The 20,725-nt window shown below is 75.5% G+C and carries 19 protein-coding genes and 1 riboswitch; of the genes, 11 read left to right on the top strand and 8 right to left on the bottom strand.

Translation table 11 applies throughout. The features are described 5' to 3' along the window. Nucleotides 1-84 precede the first annotated feature (84 nt). The 3 genes from OYE22_RS25225 to OYE22_RS25215 all read left to right on the top strand — a co-directional run bounded on the left by OYE22_RS25225 (nt 85) and on the right by OYE22_RS25215 (nt 3,261). Nucleotides 85-1,050 carry an ABC transporter ATP-binding protein gene (locus tag OYE22_RS25225; protein ID WP_277324308.1) on the top strand — a complete coding sequence of 322 codons (966 nt, stop codon included), beginning with the start codon at nt 85-87 and terminating at the stop codon, nt 1,048-1,050. Further along, nucleotides 1,047-1,775, top strand: coding sequence for an ABC transporter permease (locus tag OYE22_RS25220; protein WP_277322530.1), 729 nt, complete (start codon nt 1,047-1,049; stop codon nt 1,773-1,775). The genes OYE22_RS25225 and OYE22_RS25220 overlap by 4 nt, the downstream gene beginning before the upstream one ends. A gap of 190 nt (nt 1,776-1,965) precedes the next feature. Next, nucleotides 1,966-3,261, top strand: a complete 1,296-nt coding sequence (locus tag OYE22_RS25215) for a histidine kinase (RefSeq protein ID WP_277322529.1) — start codon at nt 1,966-1,968, stop codon at nt 3,259-3,261. Here the strand turns inward: OYE22_RS25215 and OYE22_RS25210 are convergent. Next, the gene (locus OYE22_RS25210) at nt 3,255-3,773 is read right to left on the bottom strand and encodes a DinB family protein (protein ID WP_277322528.1); all 519 of its coding nucleotides are present in this window, start codon (nt 3,771-3,773) and stop codon (nt 3,255-3,257) included. The genes OYE22_RS25215 and OYE22_RS25210 overlap by 7 nt on opposite strands. A gap of 308 nt (nt 3,774-4,081) precedes the next feature. On the opposite strand from OYE22_RS25210, the gene OYE22_RS25205 reads away from it, so the two are divergent. Beyond that, nucleotides 4,082-4,744, top strand: a complete 663-nt coding sequence (locus tag OYE22_RS25205; protein ID WP_277322527.1) for a response regulator transcription factor — start codon at nt 4,082-4,084, stop codon at nt 4,742-4,744. 78 nt (nt 4,745-4,822) lie between these two features. Here OYE22_RS25205 and OYE22_RS25200 read toward each other — a convergent pair whose 3' ends face one another. Beyond that, entirely contained in the window at nt 4,823-5,632 is an 810-nt protein-coding gene (locus OYE22_RS25200; RefSeq protein ID WP_277322526.1) for an SDR family oxidoreductase, read from the bottom strand. 276 nt (nt 5,633-5,908) lie between these two features. Then, a complete protein-coding gene (locus OYE22_RS25195; RefSeq protein WP_277322525.1) occupies nt 5,909-7,531 on the bottom strand; it encodes an MFS transporter in 1,623 nt (540 codons plus the stop codon). Nucleotides 7,532-8,368: 837 nt separating this feature from the next. Between OYE22_RS25195 and OYE22_RS25190 the strand changes: the two genes are divergently transcribed. The 3 genes from OYE22_RS25190 (at nt 8,369) to OYE22_RS25180 (ending at nt 11,197) form a co-directional block, all read left to right on the top strand. Then, nucleotides 8,369-9,007 carry a class I SAM-dependent methyltransferase gene (locus OYE22_RS25190; protein ID WP_277322524.1) on the top strand — a complete coding sequence of 213 codons (639 nt, stop codon included), beginning with the start codon at nt 8,369-8,371 and terminating at the stop codon, nt 9,005-9,007. A gap of 248 nt (nt 9,008-9,255) precedes the next feature. Continuing rightward, nucleotides 9,256-10,194: an N-acetylmuramoyl-L-alanine amidase gene (locus OYE22_RS25185; protein WP_277322523.1), complete on the top strand. Its 939-nt coding sequence runs from the start codon at nt 9,256-9,258 to the stop codon at nt 10,192-10,194. Between the two features lie 157 nt (nt 10,195-10,351). Continuing rightward, nucleotides 10,352-11,197, top strand: coding sequence for a DUF5336 domain-containing protein (locus OYE22_RS25180; protein WP_277322522.1), 846 nt, complete (start codon nt 10,352-10,354; stop codon nt 11,195-11,197). A 91-nt stretch (nt 11,198-11,288) separates the two neighbouring features. Here the strand turns inward: OYE22_RS25180 and OYE22_RS25175 are convergent, their stop codons facing one another. From OYE22_RS25175 to OYE22_RS25160, 4 genes are all read right to left on the bottom strand, one after another. Next, nucleotides 11,289-12,077, bottom strand: coding sequence for a maleylpyruvate isomerase N-terminal domain-containing protein (locus OYE22_RS25175; protein ID WP_277322521.1), 789 nt, complete (start codon nt 12,075-12,077; stop codon nt 11,289-11,291). 144 nt (nt 12,078-12,221) lie between these two features. Next, nucleotides 12,222-13,322: a prenyltransferase gene (locus tag OYE22_RS25170; RefSeq protein WP_277322520.1), complete on the bottom strand. Its 1,101-nt coding sequence runs from the start codon at nt 13,320-13,322 to the stop codon at nt 12,222-12,224. After that, the gene (locus OYE22_RS25165; protein ID WP_277322519.1) at nt 13,319-14,131 is read right to left on the bottom strand and encodes a class I SAM-dependent methyltransferase; all 813 of its coding nucleotides are present in this window, start codon (nt 14,129-14,131) and stop codon (nt 13,319-13,321) included. Before OYE22_RS25165 ends, OYE22_RS25170 begins: the two co-directional genes overlap by 4 nt. Before the next feature lie 173 nt (nt 14,132-14,304). Beyond that, complete coding sequence (locus OYE22_RS25160) at nt 14,305-15,681, bottom strand: glycosyltransferase family 4 protein (protein WP_277322518.1); 1,377 nt, start codon at nt 15,679-15,681, stop codon at nt 14,305-14,307. Nucleotides 15,682-16,039: 358 nt separating this feature from the next. Here OYE22_RS25160 and OYE22_RS25155 point away from each other — a divergent pair, with 358 nt between their 5' ends. Next, nucleotides 16,040-16,645 (top strand): TetR family transcriptional regulator, encoded by a 606-nt coding sequence (locus OYE22_RS25155; protein WP_277322517.1) that lies wholly within the window; start codon nt 16,040-16,042, stop codon nt 16,643-16,645. A gap of 241 nt (nt 16,646-16,886) precedes the next feature. Here OYE22_RS25155 and OYE22_RS25150 read toward each other — a convergent pair whose 3' ends face one another. After that, nucleotides 16,887-17,117, bottom strand: a complete 231-nt coding sequence (locus tag OYE22_RS25150; RefSeq protein ID WP_277322516.1) for a ferredoxin — start codon at nt 17,115-17,117, stop codon at nt 16,887-16,889. A gap of 570 nt (nt 17,118-17,687) precedes the next feature. Between OYE22_RS25150 and OYE22_RS25145 the strand changes: the two genes are divergently transcribed. The 3 genes from OYE22_RS25145 (at nt 17,688) to OYE22_RS25135 (ending at nt 20,712) form a co-directional block, all read left to right on the top strand. After that, entirely contained in the window at nt 17,688-18,062 is a 375-nt protein-coding gene (locus tag OYE22_RS25145; protein WP_277322515.1) for an SH3 domain-containing protein, read from the top strand. Nucleotides 18,063-18,265: 203 nt separating this feature from the next. Further along, a riboswitch (cobalamin riboswitch) is annotated at nt 18,266-18,349 on the top strand. A gap of 198 nt (nt 18,350-18,547) precedes the next feature. Next, a complete protein-coding gene (locus OYE22_RS25140) occupies nt 18,548-19,900 on the top strand; it encodes a prenyltransferase/squalene oxidase repeat-containing protein (RefSeq protein WP_277322514.1) in 1,353 nt (450 codons plus the stop codon). Continuing rightward, nucleotides 19,900-20,712, top strand: coding sequence for an SCO2322 family protein (locus OYE22_RS25135; protein ID WP_277322513.1), 813 nt, complete (start codon nt 19,900-19,902; stop codon nt 20,710-20,712). The genes OYE22_RS25140 and OYE22_RS25135 overlap by 1 nt, the downstream gene beginning before the upstream one ends. Nucleotides 20,713-20,725: the final 13 nt, after the last annotated feature.

Genomic DNA, 20,725 nt, shown 5'->3' with positions numbered 1-20,725 from the left:
CCAACCAGGCCAGGCGGCCCCGCCAACCCGGACAGCGCGGGCGGCCCGTTCGGCGGGCCGGGCCCCCGGGCCGCCGCGCCGGCCGTGCGGCTGAGCGGCGTGACGCGCCACGACGGCACGGTCCGCGCCGTCGACGGTCTCGACCTGGAGATCGCCCGCGGCTCCACCGTCGCCCTGCTCGGCCGGAACGGCGCGGGCAAGTCCACCGCGTTGAACGTGCTCCTCGGCCTGCTGCCGCCGACGGCGGGCGAGGTCTCGCTCTTCGGCGGCCCGCCGCGGCGCGCGGTGCGCGAGGGCCGGGTGGGGGCGATGCTCCAGGACGGCCGGCCCATCCCGCGCGTGACGGTGCGGGAGTTGGTCCGGTTCGTGGCCGCCAGCTATCCGGCGCCGCTGCCCGTGGCGCGCACGCTGGCGCTCGCCGGCCTCGACGCGCTCGCCGACCGGCGCGTGGACCGGCTCTCCGGGGGCCAGGCACAGCGCGTCCGGTTCGCCCTCGCACTCGCCGGAAACCCGGAGTTGGTCGTGTTGGACGAGCCGACTACGGCCCTAGACGTGGCCGCGCGGCGGGCGTTCCGGGAGGCCATGCGCCGCTACACGGGGCGGGGCAACACCGTGCTGTTCTCCACGCACTACCTGCCGGAGGCGGACGAGAACGCGGACCGGATCGTCGTCATCGACGGCGGGCGGATCGTCGCCGACGGCTCCGGCACCGAGGTGAAGCGTTCCGTGGGTGGCCACCTGGTCGCCTTCGACCTGGCGGGAGCGTCGAGCGCGGACCTCGCGCGGCTGCCCGGCGTGACGGCCGTGCGGGTGCGCGGCGGTCGCGCCCGGCTGCGCAGCGTGGACTCCGACGCCACCGTCGTGGCCCTGGCCGAGCGCGGCGCGGTCCGTGGCCTTGAGGTCACCCCGGCCAGCCTCGACGACGTGTTCCTCGCCCTGACCGCCGCGCCCGAGACGACGCGCGGCGCGACGGGAGACGACGCGGCGGAAGACGGGGCGGCGCGAGACGGGGCGGCGGGGCTCGGCGCGGCGGAGGCGGTAGCCCGGTGATCGCCTACCTGATGCTCGAAGTACGCCGCACGCTGCGCGACTCCGGATTCGTCATCTTCGGCGTCGGCATGCCGGTGGCGATGTACCTGCTCTTCTCCAACCTGGTCCTGGACGGTGGCGACCAGCGGGCGGAGACCACGGTGTCGCTGATGGTCGGCATGGCCGCGTACGGGGCGCTCGGTTCCGCGCTCAGCGTCGGCACGGGGCTCGCGGAGGACCGTTCACTCGGCTGGCTGCGACAGTTGCGGCTCACCCCGCTCGCGCCCTCCCGGGTCGTCGCCGCCCGCGCCCTCACCGGGTCGGTCGTCGTGCTGCCCGCCATCGTGGCGGTGCTGCTGGCCGGCGGGCTGGTCAATCACGTGGCGCTGGCCCCCTGGCAGTGGGGCGCCCTCCTCGGCCTGCTCTGGCTGGGCACCGCGCCCTTCACGCTGTTGGGCCTCGGCAACGGCTACCGGCTGAGCGCGCAGACCACCGGCGTGGTCAACCTCGTCTGCGGCCTGGGCCTGTCCATAGTCGGCGGCCTGTGGGTGCCCACCGACTCCTTCCCCGACTGGCTCCGGGCCCTGTCCAGTTGGACGCCCACCCACCGCTTCGCAGAGTTGGGCTGGAGCGTGACCGACGGACACGCGCCGCACCTGATAACGGCCCTGACACTGGCCGGCTGGCTCGCCCTCTTCGCCGGCTACGCCCTGCGCTCGTACCGCGTCTGCACCCGTACGGCATGACCCGGTGCCCCGAGACCGTCGCGGCCCGGGTGGTGCGCGCCGCCCACAGCGGGCGAAGGGCGAACGCCCCGGATCCGGGGCGTACGGTACGCACTGGCCGCGGACCGGCGCTCACGGCCGCACGGGCGAGAGCGGCTGGGTGGGTGGGGGTGGCAGAAGGATCTGGAGCGGTGGCGGGAGGGTGTGGGGGATGGCGTGGTGGGAGCGGATCGACGCACGGCTGGGACGTCGGGCGGACGGCTACGCCGTGCGGTTTCCCGGGAACCGTGACGAGGGGCCCAGCGAGTGGGTGCTCGTCCCCTGGCTGCTGCTGGCGAGCGGGGCCGCGGTGGACGTGTGGGAGGGCCATGTCGCCCCCCGGTGGCTGGCGGCGGCGGGGTTGGTCTCGTTCGTGGGGTGCTACCTCGCCGCCATATTCGTCGGGAGCGCGTCCACTCGCGCCCGGCGCCGCGCCGCGATCCTGTTCCTCCTGCCGGCCACGCTGCTGGCCAGCGTGCTCGGCGCCGCGTACGGGGGCGGTTGGCTGACCCTGTTCTCGCTGCTGTCGCTGGCCACCGGGGTCACGGTGCGCCCGCCGACGGTGCTGCCGGCACTGCTCGGCGTGGTGGCCGTCGGCGTCCTCAGCGCCATGGTCGGTGGTCATCCCGACGAGGTGGTGACCGTGGCGTACTCCTCGTTGATGTCCGGTGCGGTGGTCGCCATCGTCCGGAGGTTGATCGTCACCGTCCACAAACTCCACGACGCCCAGGAGGCGTTGACACGCTCGGCCGTCGAGCGCGAGCGGTTGCGCTTCTCCCGCGACCTGCACGACCTGCTCGGCCACACGATGTCGGTCGTGGTGGTGAAGGCCGAGGCGGTGCGGCGGCTCGCCCCGCACGACCCGCGGGCGGCCCTGGCCCAGGCGGCGGACATCGAGGCGATCGGCCGGCAGGCCCTCACCGAGATCCGCGAGGCCGTCACCGGCTACCGCGAGGGCAGTCTGGCCACCGAGTTGGACCGGGCGCGTTCGCTGCTGGACGCGGCCGGCGTGACGGCGGTCGTACGCCAGTGGGGCCCGCCGCTACCGGCCCAGACCGAGGCGTTGCTCGGCTGGGTGGTCCGGGAGGGCGTCACCAACACGGTCCGGCACAGCGGCGCCACGCGGTGCGAGATCGAACTCCGCACGGGCGTGGACACGGTGCGACTGAGCATCGTGGACGACGGGTCCGGCGGTACGGGAGGAACGGCGGGGACGGCGGGAATGGCGGGCGCAACCGGCGAGCGGCCCGCGAGCCCGCGCGAGCACGGTGCGACGCGACGGGGCGGCGGGACGGGCCTCGCCGGTCTCACGGAACGGCTCGCGGTGGCCGGCGGCACGCTGGACTTCGGCCCGGACGGCCGGCGCGGCTTCCGGCTCACCGCCGTGCTGCCCGTGGACCTCCCCGCGCCGCCGCCCGGGTTCGAGGTGGCGGCGGGGAGCGGTGTGGGCGGGGCGGCCGGTCAGTAGTAACCCTTCGCGCCGTCCAGCGACTCCCGGATGGTGTCCATGTGTCCGGCGTGCCGGGCGGTCTCCTCTATCAGGTGGAACAGTATCCAGCGCAGGCTCGCCTCGCGGGCGGCGACTCCCGGCGCCCGGCCGGTGTCGTCGAGCGCGTGGCCCGCGATGATCTCGTTCGACACAGCGCACTGCCGCTCGTACTCCGCGAGGAGTTGGGCCAGTGGTACGCCGTCCACCCGCATCTCGGCGCTGTCGGGAGCGTCGGCGGCGGCGCGCGGCCCCCGTTCCGGCCGGCCGAGGAAGACGTGCTCGAACCAGAGGTGCTCGACCCAGGTCAGATGGGCGACGAGGCCGGCCATCGTCATGAGGGGCGAGGTGGGCAGCAGCGCCCGGTGCGCGTTCTCGTCGCTGAGGTCGGCGCACTTCCACTGGACGACCGCGCGCTGCATGTCGAGCCAGCCGACCAACTGGGTCCGCTCGTCAGCGGTGTAGGGAGGGCGCTCGCGAGGTGGTGGCGTCATGGCCGGTGACGCTACCTGTGTGACGGCGCACCCGCATGACGTTTTCTCGCGAGAGGGCGGGCAAGTGAGCAGACGGGCGAGCGAGCGGACGGGCGAGAGGGCGAGCCAGCGAGCGGGCAGGCGGCCGAGCCGGCGGGCGCGGCCCGGACAGGACCGGGCGCTGTGGGACCGTACGGTCCGTACGGCCGCGGCGGGGCCGGGTGGTCGGGTGGTCGCCCGGGCCCGGGTGGTCGCGCGGGCGGTGTCCCGCGCGCGGCGGCCGGTCGGGACTGGTCCGGCGCGCGCCCGGCCCTCGTTAGGCTGCCCGCATGACCGACTCCGCCAGTCAGCAGACCGCCGAGGCCGCGAGCGAGGAGGGCGTGCCGCGTATCCGGGTCCTGCTCGCCGAGGACCAGGGCATGCTGCGCGGCGCGTTGGCGCTGTTGCTCGGGCTTGAGCCGGACATAACGGTGGTCGCGGAGGTGGCGACGGGCGACGCGGTCGTGCCTCGGGCGGTGGAGGCGCGGCCGGACGTGGCGCTGCTCGACATCGAACTGCCGGGTCGCAGCGGGCTCGACGCGGCGGCCGAACTCCGTGAGCGGCTGCCGGAGTGCCGCGTGCTGATCCTGACCACCTTCAGCCGCCCCGGCTACCTGCGGCGCGCGATGGAGGTCGGGGCGTACGGGTTCCTCGTCAAGGACGGACCCGTGGAGGAGTTGGCGGCGTCGATCCGCCGGGTGTTGGCGGGCGAGCGCGTCATCGATCCGGCACTCGCGGCGGCGGCGCTGAGCGCCGGGCCTAACCCCCTGACGCCGCGCGAGCGGGACGTGCTGTCCGCGGCGGCTGACGGCGCCACCATCGCGGACGTCGCCGGCCGGGTCCACCTCTCCCCCGCCACCGTGCGCAACTACCTCTCGGCCGCCATCGGCAAGACCCGGACCCGCAACCGCATGGAGGCGGTCCGCGCCGCCCGGCAGAACGGCTGGCTCTGAGCGGCCCACCGCTCGTCCGGGCGGCCGGGACCGGCACGGAACCCGTCGGGACGGCGGGCTTGTCGCGGCCCGGGCGCGTCAGGTGCGCAGGTACGAGGCGCCGTTGAGGTCCAGGACGGTGCCGGAGCTCCACTGCGCCTCGGGCGAGGCCAGCCACAGCACCGCGGCCGCGATCTCGGCGGGTTCCGCGACCCGGCCGAAGGGGCTCTGGGCACGGATCGCCTCGCCCTCGGCGCCGGTCAGCCGGTGCGCGACGCGGTCGGTGTCGATGAAGCCCGGCGCCACCGAGGCGACGGCGATGCCGTGCGGGGCCAGGGCCACGGCCAGCGACTGGCCGAGCGCGTGCACGGCGGCCTTCGTCGCCCCGTACGCCGGGTGGTCGGGCTCGCCGCGGAAGGCGCCGCGCGAGCCGATGTTGACGATGCGGCCGCCGGTGCCCTGGTCGATCATGTGCCGGGTGGCGAGGTGGCTGAGGTGGGCGGTGCCGAGCAGGTTGACCGCCACGTGCGCCTGCCAGGCCTCGGTCCACTCCGTGTAGGAGGTCTCCGCCGGTGGGTGCGGGGTGTTGACGGCGGCGTTGTTCACCAGGACGTCGATGCCGCCGAGCGCCGCGACCGCCTCGCGGACCAACTCCCGTGCCCCGTCCGCGGTGGCGAGGTCGGCGCCGACGAGGGCGTGTCCGGTGCCGGGCAGCGAGGCGAGCGTGGCCTCGGCGTCCGCGCGCCGCGTGCCGTAGTGCACCGCCACCCGGTCGCCGTGCGCCGCGAAGGCCGCGGCCACCGCCCGGCCGAGGCCGCGCGAGGCCCCGCTGACGAGCACCCGCCGCCCGGTGGCGGCGAACGCCGACCCGGGCGACAAACCAGTGGTGGGCGGCGGGGGGTTGGCCATGGCTGCGCTCTCTCCTCGCGGTGGTACGCGGTCTCGGTCTCCGCGCTGTGCTACGCGGCTACGCGGGTTCCTCGCGGTGCCGCGTGGGCCTCGCGGCCGGCGCGGCCAGCCTATGTCGCCGCGCCCGCGCGCCCCGGCGCCCCCTCCGCGCCCCGCACTCCCCACGTTCCACTGCCCCGCGCCACCGCACCCCGCTGTCCCGCACCCCCACGTCCCGCGCCTACGCGCCCGGCCGCGCCTCTGCTTCCCGCCTGGCCGCTCCGCGCCCCGGTGCGCTCAGCTCCCGGACTCGGCCCGTTGGCCCGGGGCGCTCCCGTCCCGTCCTGCGTCGGCTCGGTCCGGCCCCGCCGTAACACCACCGGGCGCGGCCGGCGTGGCCAGCACGTCCGACGCGTCCGCTTCTTCCGGCCCCTGCTCCTGCTCCTGCTCCTGCTGCGCGTCGTCCGCCGCCGGCCGGGCGGGGCGCGGCGGCAGCAGGGCCACCAGGGCGGTGGCCAGGACCAGGACCAGGGCGCCGACCAGGAAGGCCCGGGCGTACCCCTGCGTCAGGGCGTCGGCGGAGCGGCTGCCGAGCGCGTCGGTGCGGTCCGCGGCGACGGTGACGAGCAGCGACAGGCCGAGCGCGCCGCCGATCGTCCGCGCGGTGTTGAGCAGGCCCGACACGACACCGGCGTCGGTGGGCGGGACGCCCGAGGTGGCCGCGGCGGTGAGCGGGGTCATCATCAGGCCGGCGCCGAACGACATGAGGATGCCGGGCCCGAGGAGGGTGGTCAGGAACGTTCCGTCCACGTCCATGGCGCTCTGCCAGAAGAAGCCCGCCGATGCGACGGCGCCGCCGGCGAAGGTGAGCAGCCTCGGGTCCACGCCGCGGGCCATGAACTTGGGGGCGACCTGCGCGCCGACGACGATCGAGATGGTGTGCGGCAGGAACGCGAGGCCGGCGCGGACGGCGTTGTAGTCCAGGACGTTCTGCATGTACAGCGACAGGAAGTACCACATCGAGAAGAAGCCCATGCCGCAGACGACCAGCACCAGGTTGGCCGACCAGACGGCGCGGACGCGGAACAGCCGCAGCGGCACCAGCGGTTCCGCCGAGCGGGACTCGACGGCCACGAAACCGGCGAGCGCGAGCAGCCCGCCGCCCAGCGGCACCAGGGCCTCGGCCCCGTTCCAGCCGTACTCCTCGGTGCGCGCGATCCCGTACGCCACGGCGCCGACGCCGACGGTGACCAGCGCCGCCCCCGGCAGGTCCAGCGGTCGGCGCGAGGGCGTCGCGTGCTGGCCGGTGAGCGAGGTGGCGGCCACGACGCACACCAGCACGCCGATCGGCACGTTGATGAGCAGCACCCAGCGCCAGGACAGGGCGTCGGTCAGCACGCCCCCGATGAGTCCGCCCGCCGCGCCGCCGCCGATGCCGACGGCCATCCACAGCCCGATGGCCCGCATCCGTTCCGGGCCCTCCGGGAACGAGGAGGTGATGATGGTGAGCGTGGACGGGGCGAGGGTGGCGGCGCCCACGCCCTGGGCGGCGCGGGCCGCGATGATCTGCCACGGCTCCTGCGCCAGGCCGCCGGCGAGGCTGGCCAGCGTGAACAGGCTGAGGCCGGCCAGGAACACCTGCTTGCGCCCGAAGAGGTCGCCCGCCCGGCCGCCGAGGAGCATGAAGCCGGCGTAGGTGAGGGTGTAGGCGTTGGCCACCCACTGCAGGTCGCTCTCGTCGAGGCCGAGCCCGGTCCGCATCGAGGGCAGGGCCACGTTGACGACCGACACGTCGAGGACGACGAGGAACTGCCCGGCGCACGCGGCGAGGATCACCGCCCAGGCGAGCGGCGTGGGCCGGGCGGCGGCGGGGGCCGGAGCGTCGGCCGCGGCGGGCCCACCAGCTTCTGTCTGCGACATGACAGTCATGCTGGCAGCGGGGCACCGCCCTGCCGCCGCCCGCTCGCCGCGTCCCGGGCCCCACCCGGCCGAGTTAGGGGCTCCGCCCGACCGTCTAGGGGTCAACTCCGGGTGCTCCCCCGGCCCCTGCGCCCCTCCGTGGCTGACCGCGTCCCTCCGTGCCTGGCCGTGCCCGGGCCCGTCGAACCGTGCCCCTCCCTGTCGGACCGAGCCCCTCCCCACCTGACCGTGCCCACACCAGCACCACACACCCCTGCGCTCGCGCCCCTCGTTCCGGTGCGTGCGGACCCCCGCCCGGCCACGCGCGCCAGCTGGCCGGTTACCGCACGGCCGCCGCGCGCGCCATCGCGCCCCGTACGGGCTCCGCCCCGCCCCCCGTCACGGGCCGCCCACCCCTGGCCGTCTGGTCCGCCGTCGGTCGCGGGCCGCGCCGTTGGCGCCACCCCGCGCGTGCGCGGGGCCGGCGCGTGGGGCACGATGAACGGCCGGCCGGTCCGGGCGGCGGGGTTCCTCGCGCGGGCGACCGCGCCGGGGCGTGGCGTGGCACGGAGGTACGGCGCCCTCCGTACCGCGATCCGGTGCGAGCCCCGAGCGGTGCGGGCGGCCGACCGTGGCCCGTATCGCGCGGCGGGAAATCCGGGGCGAAATGCGGTGGGAAATCCGACCGTTCGGGAATTGCGGTCGAAGGCGTCCTGGCAGAGTTCCGGGGAGCGAAAGGGATGCCGTAAGTCCCGGAATGGCCGCACATCGCGGAAAATTTCATACCCCCGCCCGACAACCGACCACACCGCGTGGCCGGGAAGACCCAGAGATCGTCAGAGAGCAGAGGAACCGACCATGTCGCCCAAGCCGGAGATCGTCGCCGCTTTCGAGGCGGCCAAGGGATTCATGCCGCTCGACGAGGGACTGGCCCTGTACGAGGCGGCGGAGGAGGCGGGGGCGCGTGGGCTACCGCTGCTCGAGGTCGGCAGCTACTGCGGACGCTCCACGATCCTGTTGGCCGCCGCCGCGCGCGAGGCGGGCACCGTGGTCGTCACGGTCGACCACCACCGCGGCTCGGAGGAGCAGCAGCCGGGGTGGGAGTACCACGACCCGTCGCTGGTCGATCCTCGGGTGGGGCTGATGGACACGTTGCCCACCTTCCGCCACACGCTGCACGCGGCCGGGCTCGAAGGGCACGTGATCGCGGTGGTGGGGAAGTCGCCGCAGGTCGCCGCGGTGTGGGGCGGCCGGCTCGGCCTGGTGTTCATCGACGGCGGGCACACCGACGAGCACGCGAGCGGCGACTACGCGGGCTGGGCGCCGCACCTCGCGCAGGGCGGCCTGCTCGTGATCCACGACGTGTTCCCGGACCCGGCCGACGGCGGGCAGGCGCCGTACCGCGTCTACCGGCGGGCGCTGGAGTCGGGGGCGTTCACCGAGGTCTCCGAGACCGGCTCGCTCCGCGTCCTGCGCCGTACGGCCCCGGGCGTCTGACGCCCCGCCGCCCGCCGCCCCGCTCCCTCCGCTCCGTCCGCTCCGTCCGCTCCGTCCGCTTCCGCCTCTCCCACCGCTCTCCCGGACCGCCCGTCGCGCCGCGTACCGCCCGGCTCGTACGCCCTGCCTGCTACGTCCCGCTTCCGCCGCACTCGCGCCCCCCGCTCGCGCGCCGGCACGCGGCGGCGGGCCACGGGAACGCGCCCCGGAGCGCACTGGCCGGCGCGCGGCGCACTACCATCGCCCGGGTGTCGAACGGCAGCTTTCCCCCCACCCCGCGCCGGCTCGGCGGCACCCTCGTCATCGTGCTGGCCGTGCTCGCGCCGGTCTGCTTCGCGGGCTGGCTCGTGTGGCGCTCCATGGACGAGGGCGACACCGGGGCCCCCGGCGCGCCGCCGCTCGCCGCCGCCTCCTCGGCCGCGCCGTCCGCGACGCGGGACGACGGGCGGCGGGATGACCCCGCCGCCTCGGAACGCCCCCCGTCGCCGGGGCACACGCCCGACCAACGGGCCCTGCGGGGCAAGGTGGTGGTCATCGATCCGGGGCACAACCCGCGCAACCGGGACCACACCGCCGAGATCGCCCGGCTGGTCGACGTCGGCACCCACCGCAAGGAGTGCGACACCACGGGTGCCGCGACCAACGCGGGGTACGCCGAGGCCGCCTTCACGCTCGACGTGTCGCGGCGGGTGCGCACGCTGCTGCGCGAGCGCGGCGCGACCGTGAAGCTCACGCAGGACAACGACCGCCCGTACGGGCCGTGCGTGGACGAGCGGGCGGCGATCGGCAACACGGCGCGCGCGGACGCGGCCGTCTCCGTCCACGCCGACGGTGCGGGCGCCGGCCAGCGCGGCTTCCATGTGATCTTGCCCGCGTCGGTGCGCGGCGGCGGGGCCGACACGTCGGCCATCACCGGTCCCTCGCGCCACCTGGGCAGTTCGCTGGCGCGCCGCTTCGGCGAGGCCACCGGGAGCGCTCCCGCCAACTACCTGGGCGGGGGCGAGGGCTTGACGGTCCGCGATGATTTGGGCGGACTCAATCTCTCCACGGTTCCCAAGGTGTTCATCGAGTGTGGCAATATGCGCGACTCGAAGGATGCGGCGTTGTTGACCGATGCGCGCTGGAGACAGCGGGCGGCGCGTGGTATTGCCGACGGCATTACGGACTTCTTGCGCGGGAAGCGATAACGGCCGGGTTGAGCAGCCGTAACGGTCGCTCCCGAAGGGGCGCACCCGGCCGTTCCGGCGATAGATTCACCCGTACGATGGGGGGCCACCCCCGCGCCCTCGCACTTCGCGTCCGGCGACAGCGACGAAAACAGACGAGACCGATAGAGGACCTTACGTGAACATCCGCTCCCTCACTCGAGGCGATGGCGTGGTGATCGGAGCAGCGGTTTTGCTGTTCGTCGCCTCGTTCCTCGATTTCCTTGCCATCGAATGCCCGTCAGGCGTGCCGTCCTCCCAGTGCTCGTCGTGGAACGGCTGGAGCTCCGACTTCGCCTCCAACACGGCCGGCATCTTCGTCCTCGGTGTGGTCGGGGCGGCCCTGGTCGTCCTGTCGCACCTGCTGCCGCAGCGCAACCTGTTCGGTCTGACGCTGGAGCAGTGGGGGACGGCGCTCGCGGTGGCCGCGGCGTTCACCTCCACCTGGACGATGATCTTCAGCCACCCGGACGGCATGGAGAAGGGCGCGGGCCAGATCCTGGGCTTCATCGCCCTGCTTCTGCTGGCCGGCGCCGCCGTGGCCGGTCCGCGCGTGCCCGCGCTCAAGGCTCCGCTCCTGGGCACGGCCTCGCCGCAGCCCACCCCCTCCCCCTACGGTGGCCAGCCGGGTCAGGCCGGCCAGCCGGCCGGTGGCTACGGCTACCCCGGCGGTCAGCAGCCGGGTGCCTCCTCCCCGTACGGTGCTCCGGCCGGTGGCCAGCCCTCGTACGGCGGGCAGCCGGGTGGCGCGAGCGCGGCGCCGGCCGCGGCGGGCGCCGGTGCCGGGGAGTTCGCCCCGTTCTGGTTCGCCGTTCCGGTGGCGCGTCCGCTCTACGCCGAGGACGGCTCGGCGACGCCGATCGCCGAGCTGGCGCCGGGCACCTGGTACCTGGCGGTGGAGCAGCGCGGGCAGGCGCTCGTGGCGCAGACGCAGGACGGCCGTCGCGGCGTGCTGCAGGACACCACGGGCATCCAGCGCGGCTGAGCCGATCCACCAGCCGTTCGCGGCGCTACGGCCCCTCGTCCCTCGCGGGCGGGGGGCCGTCGCCGTGCCCGGCGCCGGCGGCGCCCGGCGGTTACTCGAAGCTGGCCCGGTCCAGCCAGAAGTCCAGCAGCGCGCGGTCGCCGGTGATCCGCACGCGGTCGGTGTCCCGGGGCAGCCGGCGGTAGAAGAGGAGCGCCAGGTCGGTGAGGGCGCCACTGGCGGTGACCTCGGCGGCGCTCTGGGCACGGGCCCAGCGCACGCCCTCCGGGGTCAGCTCGATGGTCCAGTGGCCGGCCTGCTCCGGCGCGGTGTCCGTGGCCCGCAGTCCGATGGCCTGGCCGGTGCCCCGCAACTCGCCGAGCTTGGGGTTGAAGTGGGCGGCCAGCGGGTTGGTGACGATCTCCAACCACTCGTCGACGGCGTCCGCCGCGACGTCCGGGGCCACGGCGTACTCGGTCCCCGTGGCGGAGACCGCGTCCGCCCGGTGGATCACCGTCTCGTGCGTCATGCGGCGCGCCCAGAACGCCGGGCTCTGCTCCTGGCCCCAGGTCCACACGGGGGCGGTGGGGCCCGCCTCGGCGAGCGCCGCGTCGAGCATGGCGGCCCCCTCGGCCAGCCAGGCGTCCATGGCGCGCGGGTCGCTCCCGTCCGGGCCGGCCGACGCTGGCCGTTCGTCCTCCACGTACTCCGTCGCGCGCGCGACGATCAGGGACTCGGCCCAGCGGTGGGCCCGGCCGACGTGTCGCAGCAGGTCGGCCAGGGTCCAGTCGGGACAGGTGGGCACGCGCGTCGACAGGTCGGCGTCGGCCACGGCCGCGCGCAGCAGGTCGCTCTCCGTGGCCAACGCGGCACGGTAGCGGTCGTATCCAAGGTCGGTCATGGGCTTACCGTATGGCCGGCTCCGCGCGGCTCGCCTCGGTATTTCGCGTCGGGGGCCGAGGCCGGCCGGGGTGGCCGTGACCACCCCCGTGGGCTCGCCGGCCGCGCGGCGTCGGGGCGCGCGGCCGGGGCGGGCCCGGCGGGGTCAGCAGCAGTCCGGGGCGAGCCCGGTGGGCAGCCGCTCGCCGCCGAAGACCTGCACGGTGGGCTCGTCGCCGCCGAGCGCGGCCACCGCGAGGAGCAGCGAGCCCGCGGTCCAACTGGTCAGCTCGCGCGGCCAGATGGCGTCGTCGTCGAAGACGTAGCCGGTCCAGTACAGGCCGTCGGCGGCGCGTAGGTGGTGGATGGAGCGCAGCACCCGTACCGCGTGGTCGCTCTCGCCCATCGCCCAGAGGGCGAGGGCCAGTTCGCAGCTCTCGCCGCCGGTGACCCAGGGGTTGGGGGACACGCAGCGCACGCCGTAGTCGGGGACGACGAAGCGGTCCCAGCCGCTCGCGATGCGCTCCTTGGCGGCGGCGCCGGTGACCGCCCCGCCGAGGACCGGGTAGTACCAGTCCATGGAGTAGCGGCTCTTGTCGAGGAACCGCTCGGGGTGGTGCCGGATGGCGTGCCGGAGCCAGCCGAGCGCCAACTCCCAGTCGGGCTGCGGGTCCTCGCGGTGCTCGGCGATGGCCAGGGCGCAGCGCAGGGCGTGGTGGATCGAGGAGCAGCCGGTCAGCAGCGCGTCGGTGACCAGGGCGCCGCCGTCGTCGGGCGCGGCGCGCTTCCAGCCGATCTGGCCGCCGGGCTGCTGGAGGCCGAGAACGAACTCGATGGCCGCGTAGACGGTGGGCCAGAGCTGGTCGAGGAAGGTCTCGTCGCCGGTGGCCAGGTAGTGGTGCCAGGTGCCGACGGCGACGTAGGCGCAGAAGTTGGTCTCCTTGGCGCGGTCGGTCGGCCGGTCGGCGGCCACGCCGTCGGGGGTGTCGGGGTAGGCCGCGTACCAGGAGCCGTCGGAGTTCTGGTGCCGGGCCAGCCAGCGGTAGGCGGCCTCGGCGCGCTCGTGCTCGCCCGCGGCGTCCAGCGCCATGGCGGTCTCGGTGTGGTCCCACGGGTCGAGGTGGTGGCCACGGAACCACGGGATGGCGCCGTCCGCGCGCTGTACGGCGAGGATGCCGGCGACGGTCTCGGCGGCCTGTTCCGCCGTCAACACGCCGGGCAGCACCAGGCGTTCGGTACGCCCCGGCCCACGGCCCGCGACGGTCACGCCCGCTCCTCGACGGCGGCGCGGGCGGGAGCGGCGGCCTGACCGGTGGCATTCGCGGTGGCGTCCGGCACGGGGTCGGGCAACGGCCGCGCGGGGGCGTGCGGCTTCGTCGCGTACGCCACGAAGCTCTTGCCGATGAGCGGGTTGAGCGCGCTCTCGGCGACCCGGGTGGCCAGTGGCTTCTTCATGATGTCCCAGACGAGCAGCTTGTGGTACGCGCGGACCGGCAGCGCCTTGTCGTTGTCCACGCCGAACGCGCACTTGAGCCACCAGTACGGGCTGTGCAGGCCGTGCGCGTGGTGGGTGCCGTACGGTCGCAGCCCGGCCTCGCGGAGCTTGTCGAGCAGTTCGTCGGCGCGGTAGATGCGGATGTGGCCGCCCTCGACCTCGTGGTAGGCGTCCGAGAGGGCCCAGCAGACCTTCTCCGGGCCGTACCGGGGAACGGTGACCGCTATCCGACCGCCCGGGCGCAGCACCCGCACCATCTCGGCGAGCACGCCCTTGTCGTCGGGGATGTGCTCCATGACCTCGGAGATGATCACGACGTCGAAGCTGTCGTCGGGGAAGGGCAGCGCGAGCGCGTCGCCCTCCAGGGCGGTGGCGGTGGCCGTCGCGGGCGCCTCCCCCGCCTCCTTCATGGCGGCGAACCACCGGGCGACCTCGCGGATCTCCTCGCCGTTGCGGTCGAGCGCGACGACGTGCGCGCCGCGCCGGTAGCACTCGAAGGCGTGCCGGCCCGCGCCGCAGCCGAGGTCGAGGACCCGGTCGCCTGCGGCGAGCGGGAAGCGGGAGAAGTCGACGGTCAGCACGGGGGTCTGCCCTCTCTTTCCATCAAGCGGTGGGGGCACCTCCCGGGGACCGGCGGGGGTGCCGGGGCGGGGAGGCGGTGCGGGGCGGTTCGCGGCGGGCGGGGCTTGCGGGCCACGGGGTCGGGGGCGGGCTCGGCGGGCGGGGTGGTGCGGCGGGTACGGGGCGGACGGGGTCAGCGACGCCGGGCGGCGGCCCGCACGCGGATGGCCTCGCGGTAGTGCTCGACGGTGCCGCGCGCGGCCTGTTCCCAGGTGAAGCGGCTCAGCACGCGTTCCCGGCCGGCCGCGCCGAGTCGGGCCCGCAGCGCGGGGTCGTCCAGGAGCCGGCCGATGGCCTGGGCGAGCGCGCCCGCGTCGCCGGGCGGCACCGCGAGGCAGGTCTCGCCGTCCGGGCCCGCCACCTCGGGGATGGCGCCGCCGGTGGTGGCCACCAGCGGGGTGCCGGTGGCCATGGCCTCGGCGGCGGGCAGCGAGAACCCCTCGTACAGCGAGGGCACGCACGCCACCTGCGCCCCACGGACCAGGTCGACCAGCTCCGTGTCGGTGATGCCCTTGACGAACTGGACGGCGTCCGCGAGCCCGTACCGCTCGATGGCCGCGGCCACCGGTCCGTCGTCCGCGCGCTTGCCGACCACGACCAGGTGGGCGGCGGGCTGTTCGGTACGCAGCTTGGCGAGCGCCTCGATCAGGTAGACGAGGCCCTTGAGCGGCACGTCGGCGCTGGAGGTGGTGACGACGCGGCCGGGGATCCGCGGAACGGCGGGGTCGGGCGAGAAGAGCGTGGTGTCGGCGCCGATGGGCACCACGTGCACGCGGCGCGGGGAGACGCCGAGGTCGGCGACGATCTCCTGGCGGGAGGAGCCGGAGACGGTGAGCACCGTCGGCAGCCGCTTGGCGACGCGCTTCTGCATCCGGGTGAAGGCGTACCAGCGGCGGACCGAGGCGCGGCGGCGCCGGTCGGTGGCCGCGTCCAGCTCCAGCTTGCGGTCCACCGTGATCGGGTGGTGGATGGTGGTGACCAGGGGGAAGCCGGCGCGTTCCAGGCCGAGCAGGCCGTAGCCGAGGGTCTGGTTGTCGTGCACGACGTCGAAGGCGCCGCGCCGGGCCGCGAGGTGGCGGCGGGCACGGAGGCTGAAAGTGAGCGGCTCGGGGAAGCCGCCGGTCCACATGGTGCCGACCTCGAGGGCGTCGATCCAGTCGCGGATCTCGTGCGCCTTGGGCGTGCGGAACGGGTCGGGCTGCCGGTAGAGGTCGAGGCTGGGCAGTTCGGTGAGGTGGACGCCGCCGCCAGCGGGATAGTCGGGCCCGTCCGCGCCGTTCACCCCGTCAGCGCCGTCCAGGACGGGGTAGGGCTGGGCGCCGAGCACCTCGACGTGGTGGCCGAGCCGGGCCAGCTCGCGGGAGAGGTGGCGCACGTACACGCCCTGGCCGCCGCAGAACGGGTCGCCCCGGTAGGTGAGCAGCGCGATGCGCAACGGGGCGCCTTCGGCGGCGGGGGGCGCCGCCCGGAGCGGTTCGGGCCCGGTCGTCTGCACGGCCTCAGCGGTCACTCGCGGCCCCCTTCTCGACGCAGTTCAGCGGGAGCGTAACCGCTCGCTGAGATCTAGAACAAGTTCCACCATCGGAACGTGCGGGAAGTCTCGAAGATACCCGCCGTGCCGGGGCGCCCCGGTCCGGGCCCGGGTGATTCGCGCCACTGGGTGAACCGTGGTCGCGGCGGTGTGCCGGTCGCCGGCCACGGCCGGCGACCCGGGCGCCGGCTGGCGGGCGCGGGGCGGCCCGGGGCTCCGGGGGCGCGTCAAAGTGAAACAGGTTTCAGCACTCGCGCGGCCCCGTGGGCCCTGTCATCATGCACGGTGTTCGCAGCCGCCCGGCGCACGCGCCGGCTCCCGCACCGAAGTAGGACAGATGACCGCAGTCTCGAAGCCGACCTCGGCGCCGCTCACCGAGCGGCAGGAGGCGCGCCGCCGTCGGATTCTGCACGCCAGCGCCCAACTGGCCAGCCGGGGCGGGTTCGAGGCCGTCCAGATGCGGGCGGTGGCCGAGACCTCGGGGGTGGCGCTCGGCACCCTCTACCGCTACTTCCCGTCCAAGGTGCACCTGCTGGTGGCGACGATGCAGGACCAGTTGCAGCGGCTGCACGAGACGCTGCGCAAGCGCCCCCCGGCCGAGGAGGAGCCCTCGGCCCGGGTCGCCCAGACGCTCATGCGGGCCTTCCGGGCCATGCAGCGCGAGCCGCAGCTCGCCGACGCCATGGTGCGCGCCCTGACCTTCGCCGACCGCTCGGTCAGCCCCGAGGTGGACACGGTCTCCCGCTTGACGACGGCCATCATCCTGGACGCGATGGGCCTGGCCGGCACGCCGACCCCGGCTCAGCTTTCGGCCGTCCGCGTCATCGAGCACACCTGGCACTCCGCGCTCGTCACCTGGCTCTCGGGGCGGGCCTCCATCGCCCAGGTCAAGATCGACATCGAGACCGTCTGCCGCCTGATCGACCTCACGACCCCCGCCTGACCCACCAGGGCGCGCGAGGCGCGACCGGCCGGACGGAGGGCGCGGAACTCGCCGCCGGAGCCGCGTTCAACGCGACACCGACGCGACCCGCCTGGTGACGCCACGACAACTCGTCGTCGTGGGTGGGCCGTTGCCGCCGCACCGACCCGGGACCGGGCGGCGGGCAGGGCACCCGTGGCCGCGCGGCGGGTCGGGCATCCGGGGCCCGTCCGCCGCGCGCCCGGAGGGGGGCGCCGCCGGGTCAGTCCACGGGCGGGAAGACGGGCTCGCCGCCGCCGAGCCGTAGCGATATGGCCTCCACGGGGCAGCTCTCGGCGGCGTCCAACACCCGCTCGGATGCGTCCACTTCGGCGGCGACGGGCTCGGACCGCCGGGTCGCCCCCAGCCGGAACACGTCCGGCGTCTCGCCCACGCACAGCCCCGAGCCGATGCATCGACCCTGGTCAACCTCGATCTGCCAGCGCTCCGCCATGCCGTCCCGCCTTCCGCGTACGCCCCGAGGGCACGTGATCATTCCCCGCGCACGATAGGCCGCCCCACCCGGCGACCCAACCCCGCCAACCCGCCCCGGCGCGCCCGACGAGCGCCACAAGCCCGCCCGACACCACCACCCCCACCCGGCCGCACGCCGACTCCGCGCCAGCTCCCCCGACCCGACGCCTCCCCCGACCCGCGCCCCTCCCGCCCCGCCGCCGCGCCGGCCGTGGGCCCACGGCCGGGTGGGCGACCCCGGCCGGCGGCTGGCCGGGGTGTACGGGGCGAGCGGTGAGCGGCGCCGGAAGGCCAGTTCAGGTGGGGCGACAGGTGACGGAAGTTACCGAATGTGACGAGTTGCGAAGTTTCCGTGACCTACTTAGCGTGCTTTGTGGCGGTTAGGTGGATTTTCATTGGATCTGCCCGGTCGCTGTCGGGTGCCCGTTGAGGCGCCGGTGGGCAGTCGCCGGCGTCGCCGAACGCCCGGCGCGGCACGCCGCCGCACTCTTCCGCTGGCTCCGCGCACTCCCCGCCGGGGAGCCGCTCTTTCACCTCACTGGAGAAACAGATGTTCCTGCAGTCCACGTTCAGCAAGCTCGCCGTGACGGCGGCGACGGGCGCCCTCGCGCTCGCCACCGCCGCCACCCCCGCCCTCGCCGCGACCCCCACCGCCGCGCCGGAGAAGAACGCCTCCGCCGAGGCCCGGCCGCACTACAAGGGCCGCGTGATCGCGAAGTCGGGCCTGCTGATCCGGAGCGGCCCGAGCCAGAAGCACAAGGTCGTCGGCGCCCTCCCGCACGGCACGGTCGTCAACATCGTGTGCAAGGTCAACGGGCAGAACATCGACGGCAACCCGCGCTGGTACCTGCTGAGCACCGGCAAGTGGGCGTGGGGCGCGGCCCGTTACATCGTCAACATCGGCCCGGCCCCGCACTGGTGCTGACCTGACGCCCGGCCCAGCCGGAGCGACGCCCCGTCGGCCTTCACCTCCCCTCGCGGGCGGTGGGGGCCGACGACGTGCTGACGGATGCCGGCGCGACCGGAGCCGGGGCCCGGAGGCCGGGCCCCGGCCCGGGGGCGGCGGGCATCGGGGGCGCGGGGGCGGCGGATAAGCTGTCGCGGACAACTTCATCCCGCCCCGCGTCGGGGAAAGCCGGTGGGAGACCGGCGCTGACCCGCAACCGTGAGCGCGGCGCGCCCCGTGGCGCGAGCGCGCGAGCCGGACCACCCGCACCGGGGCGACAGGCTCCCGGAGCCGGCCGGGCCCGTGTGGGCGCCGACCGGTCGCCGGCACCCGTCGAGGTCTGCGGAGCTGAGCCCGGTGCCACCGCGCGGAGCGCGCGGAGGGCGGCGTGCGCGGCTGCGCGGCGCGACGACCGACGCCGCGATGACGGACATCGCGACGCTACCCACCGAGAGGCACCGACCATGGCCCCCTCCTTCGCCGTCCACGCGCGCCGCGGCGCCGTGGCGCTGGCCTGCGCCGTCGCCGTGGGCGCGGCCTCGGCACCCGTCGCGAACGCGGCGGGCGCCGACGAGGCCCCGTCCGCCGCGGCGTCCTCATCCGCCCCGGCGCCCGGGTCGCAGAAGCCGCCCAGGGGGCTGTACGGCGCCAAGGACCCGAAGTTCGACGGCGTGTGGCGACAGTCGCTGGCGTTCCTCGCGCAGGACGCGGCGGGCGTGACGCCGGCCACCGAGGCCATCGACTGGCTGGCCGGGCAGCAGTGCGCGGACGGCGGGTTCACCCCCTACCGGGCGGACACCAAGACCCCGTGCGACGCGAAGAAGGGCGAGTTCAGCGACGCGACCGGCGCCGCCGTGCAGGCGTTGACCACGGTCGAGGGGCGTGGCGCCGAGGTCGCCAAGGGGCTCGACTGGCTCACCCGGCACCAGAACGCGGACGGCGGCTGGGGCATGAACCCGGGCAGCCCGAGCGACCCGAACTCCACGGCCGTGGCCATCGGCGCGTTCGCCGCCGCGGACAAGGACCCGGGCAAGGTCACCGCCAAGGGCGGCAAGAACCCGTACGACGCGCTGCGGAACTTCCAGCTCGGCTGCGACGCGAAGCAGGGTGAGCGGGGCGCGTTCGGCTACCTGCCGGACAAGAGCGGCAAGCTGTCCCCGAACGGGCTGGCCACCGCGGACGGCGCGCTGGCCGCGCAGGGGCGGGGCTTCCTGGTGGCGCCGGCCAAGCGGTCAGGTGCCGACCCGAAGCCACTGGCCTGTGCCGACGGCGCGAAGGGCGAGGCCGCGAAGGCGGCGGGGCGCCAGGGCACCGCGGACGCCGCCGCCGCGTACCTGACGAAGGCCCTGTCCGCCGGCGACCAGCACCTGACGTCCGCGATGCCCGGCACCGAGCCGCAGCCCGACTACGGCAGCACCGCCGACGCGGTGATCGCGCTCGCGGCCGGCGGCCACAAGGACGCGGCGCAGGGCCCGCTCAAGTGGCTCCAGGCGTCCAAGAGCGGCGCGCTGACCTGGGCGAAGGGCGACCCGGGCGCGCTGGCCAAGCTGGTGCTCGCCGCGCACGCGGGCGGCGCCGACCCGCGCGCGTTCGGCGGCGCGGACCTGGTCGAGCAGCTCAACGCCACCGGCCCGACCCCCGCCGCCGTCTCCTCGGACGGCGGGGGCGCCAAGGACGGCGAGGACGGCAAGGACAACAAGGACGAGAAGGACGACGACGGGGGCGGCGCGGGCGTCTGGTGGGTCGTCGGCGTGGGCCTGGTGGCCGGCATCGGGATCGGCTTCCTGCTGAGCGGCCGTAAGAAGCAGCGGCTCTGATGCGCGCGGGGGAGGCGACGGAGCAGGCCGCGACCGGGCCGGCCCGCCACGGGGCGACGGCCGCGCGCCGGACCCGGTCGGCGCGGCCGGCCGCCGGCGCGCGCTCGCGGCGTTCCGCCGGCCCCCGGACGCGGCGCGGGTCGCTCGCCACGCCGGTGGCGCTCGCGCTGGCGGCCCCGCTGCTCGGCCTGTGGGGCGCGGCGCCGGCCGCCGCCGACGGCTACCGCTACTGGTCGTTCTGGGAGCGCGACGGCGGCGAGTGGACGTACGCGACCCAGGGCCCCGCGACCGCGCGGCCGGGCGACGGGGACACCATCGGCTTCCGGTTCGCCGTCAGCCAGAACACCCGGGACGCGGCGCGGCCACGCGGCGCCGCCGACTTCGCCGCGATCTGCGCCGGTACGCCCGACGGTGGCGGCAAGCGGGTCGCGGTGGTGCTCGACTTCGGCACGGCGCGGGACGCGCCGGGCGGCGACCGGCCGCCCCGTTCCCGTACGGCGTGCGCGCGCGTGGGCGATGACGGCACCGCCGCCGACGCGCTCGCCCAGGTCGCCAAGCCGCTGCGCTACGACTCCACCGCCCTGCTGTGCGCCATCGCCGGCTACCCCAGGTCGGGCTGTGGCGAGCAGGTGGGCGACTCGGCGGACTCCCCCGGCACGGGAGAGACGGCGCGGGAGGACACGGGGCGGGACGCGACGGCGAAGGACGGCGCGGACGACAGCGGGCCGTCGGCCGGGCTGATCGGTGGCGCCGTCGCGATCGCCGCGCTGGGCGCGGCGGCGCTGTGGCAGGCCCGCCGCCGACGCGGATGAGCGCCGCCGACTG

Source organism: Streptomyces sp. 71268 (assembly GCF_029392895.1).
GTDB lineage: Bacteria > Actinomycetota > Actinomycetes > Streptomycetales > Streptomycetaceae > Streptomyces.
The sequence above is the reverse complement of the archived record's forward strand: the minus strand, read 5'-3'. Positions and strand labels throughout refer to the sequence as shown.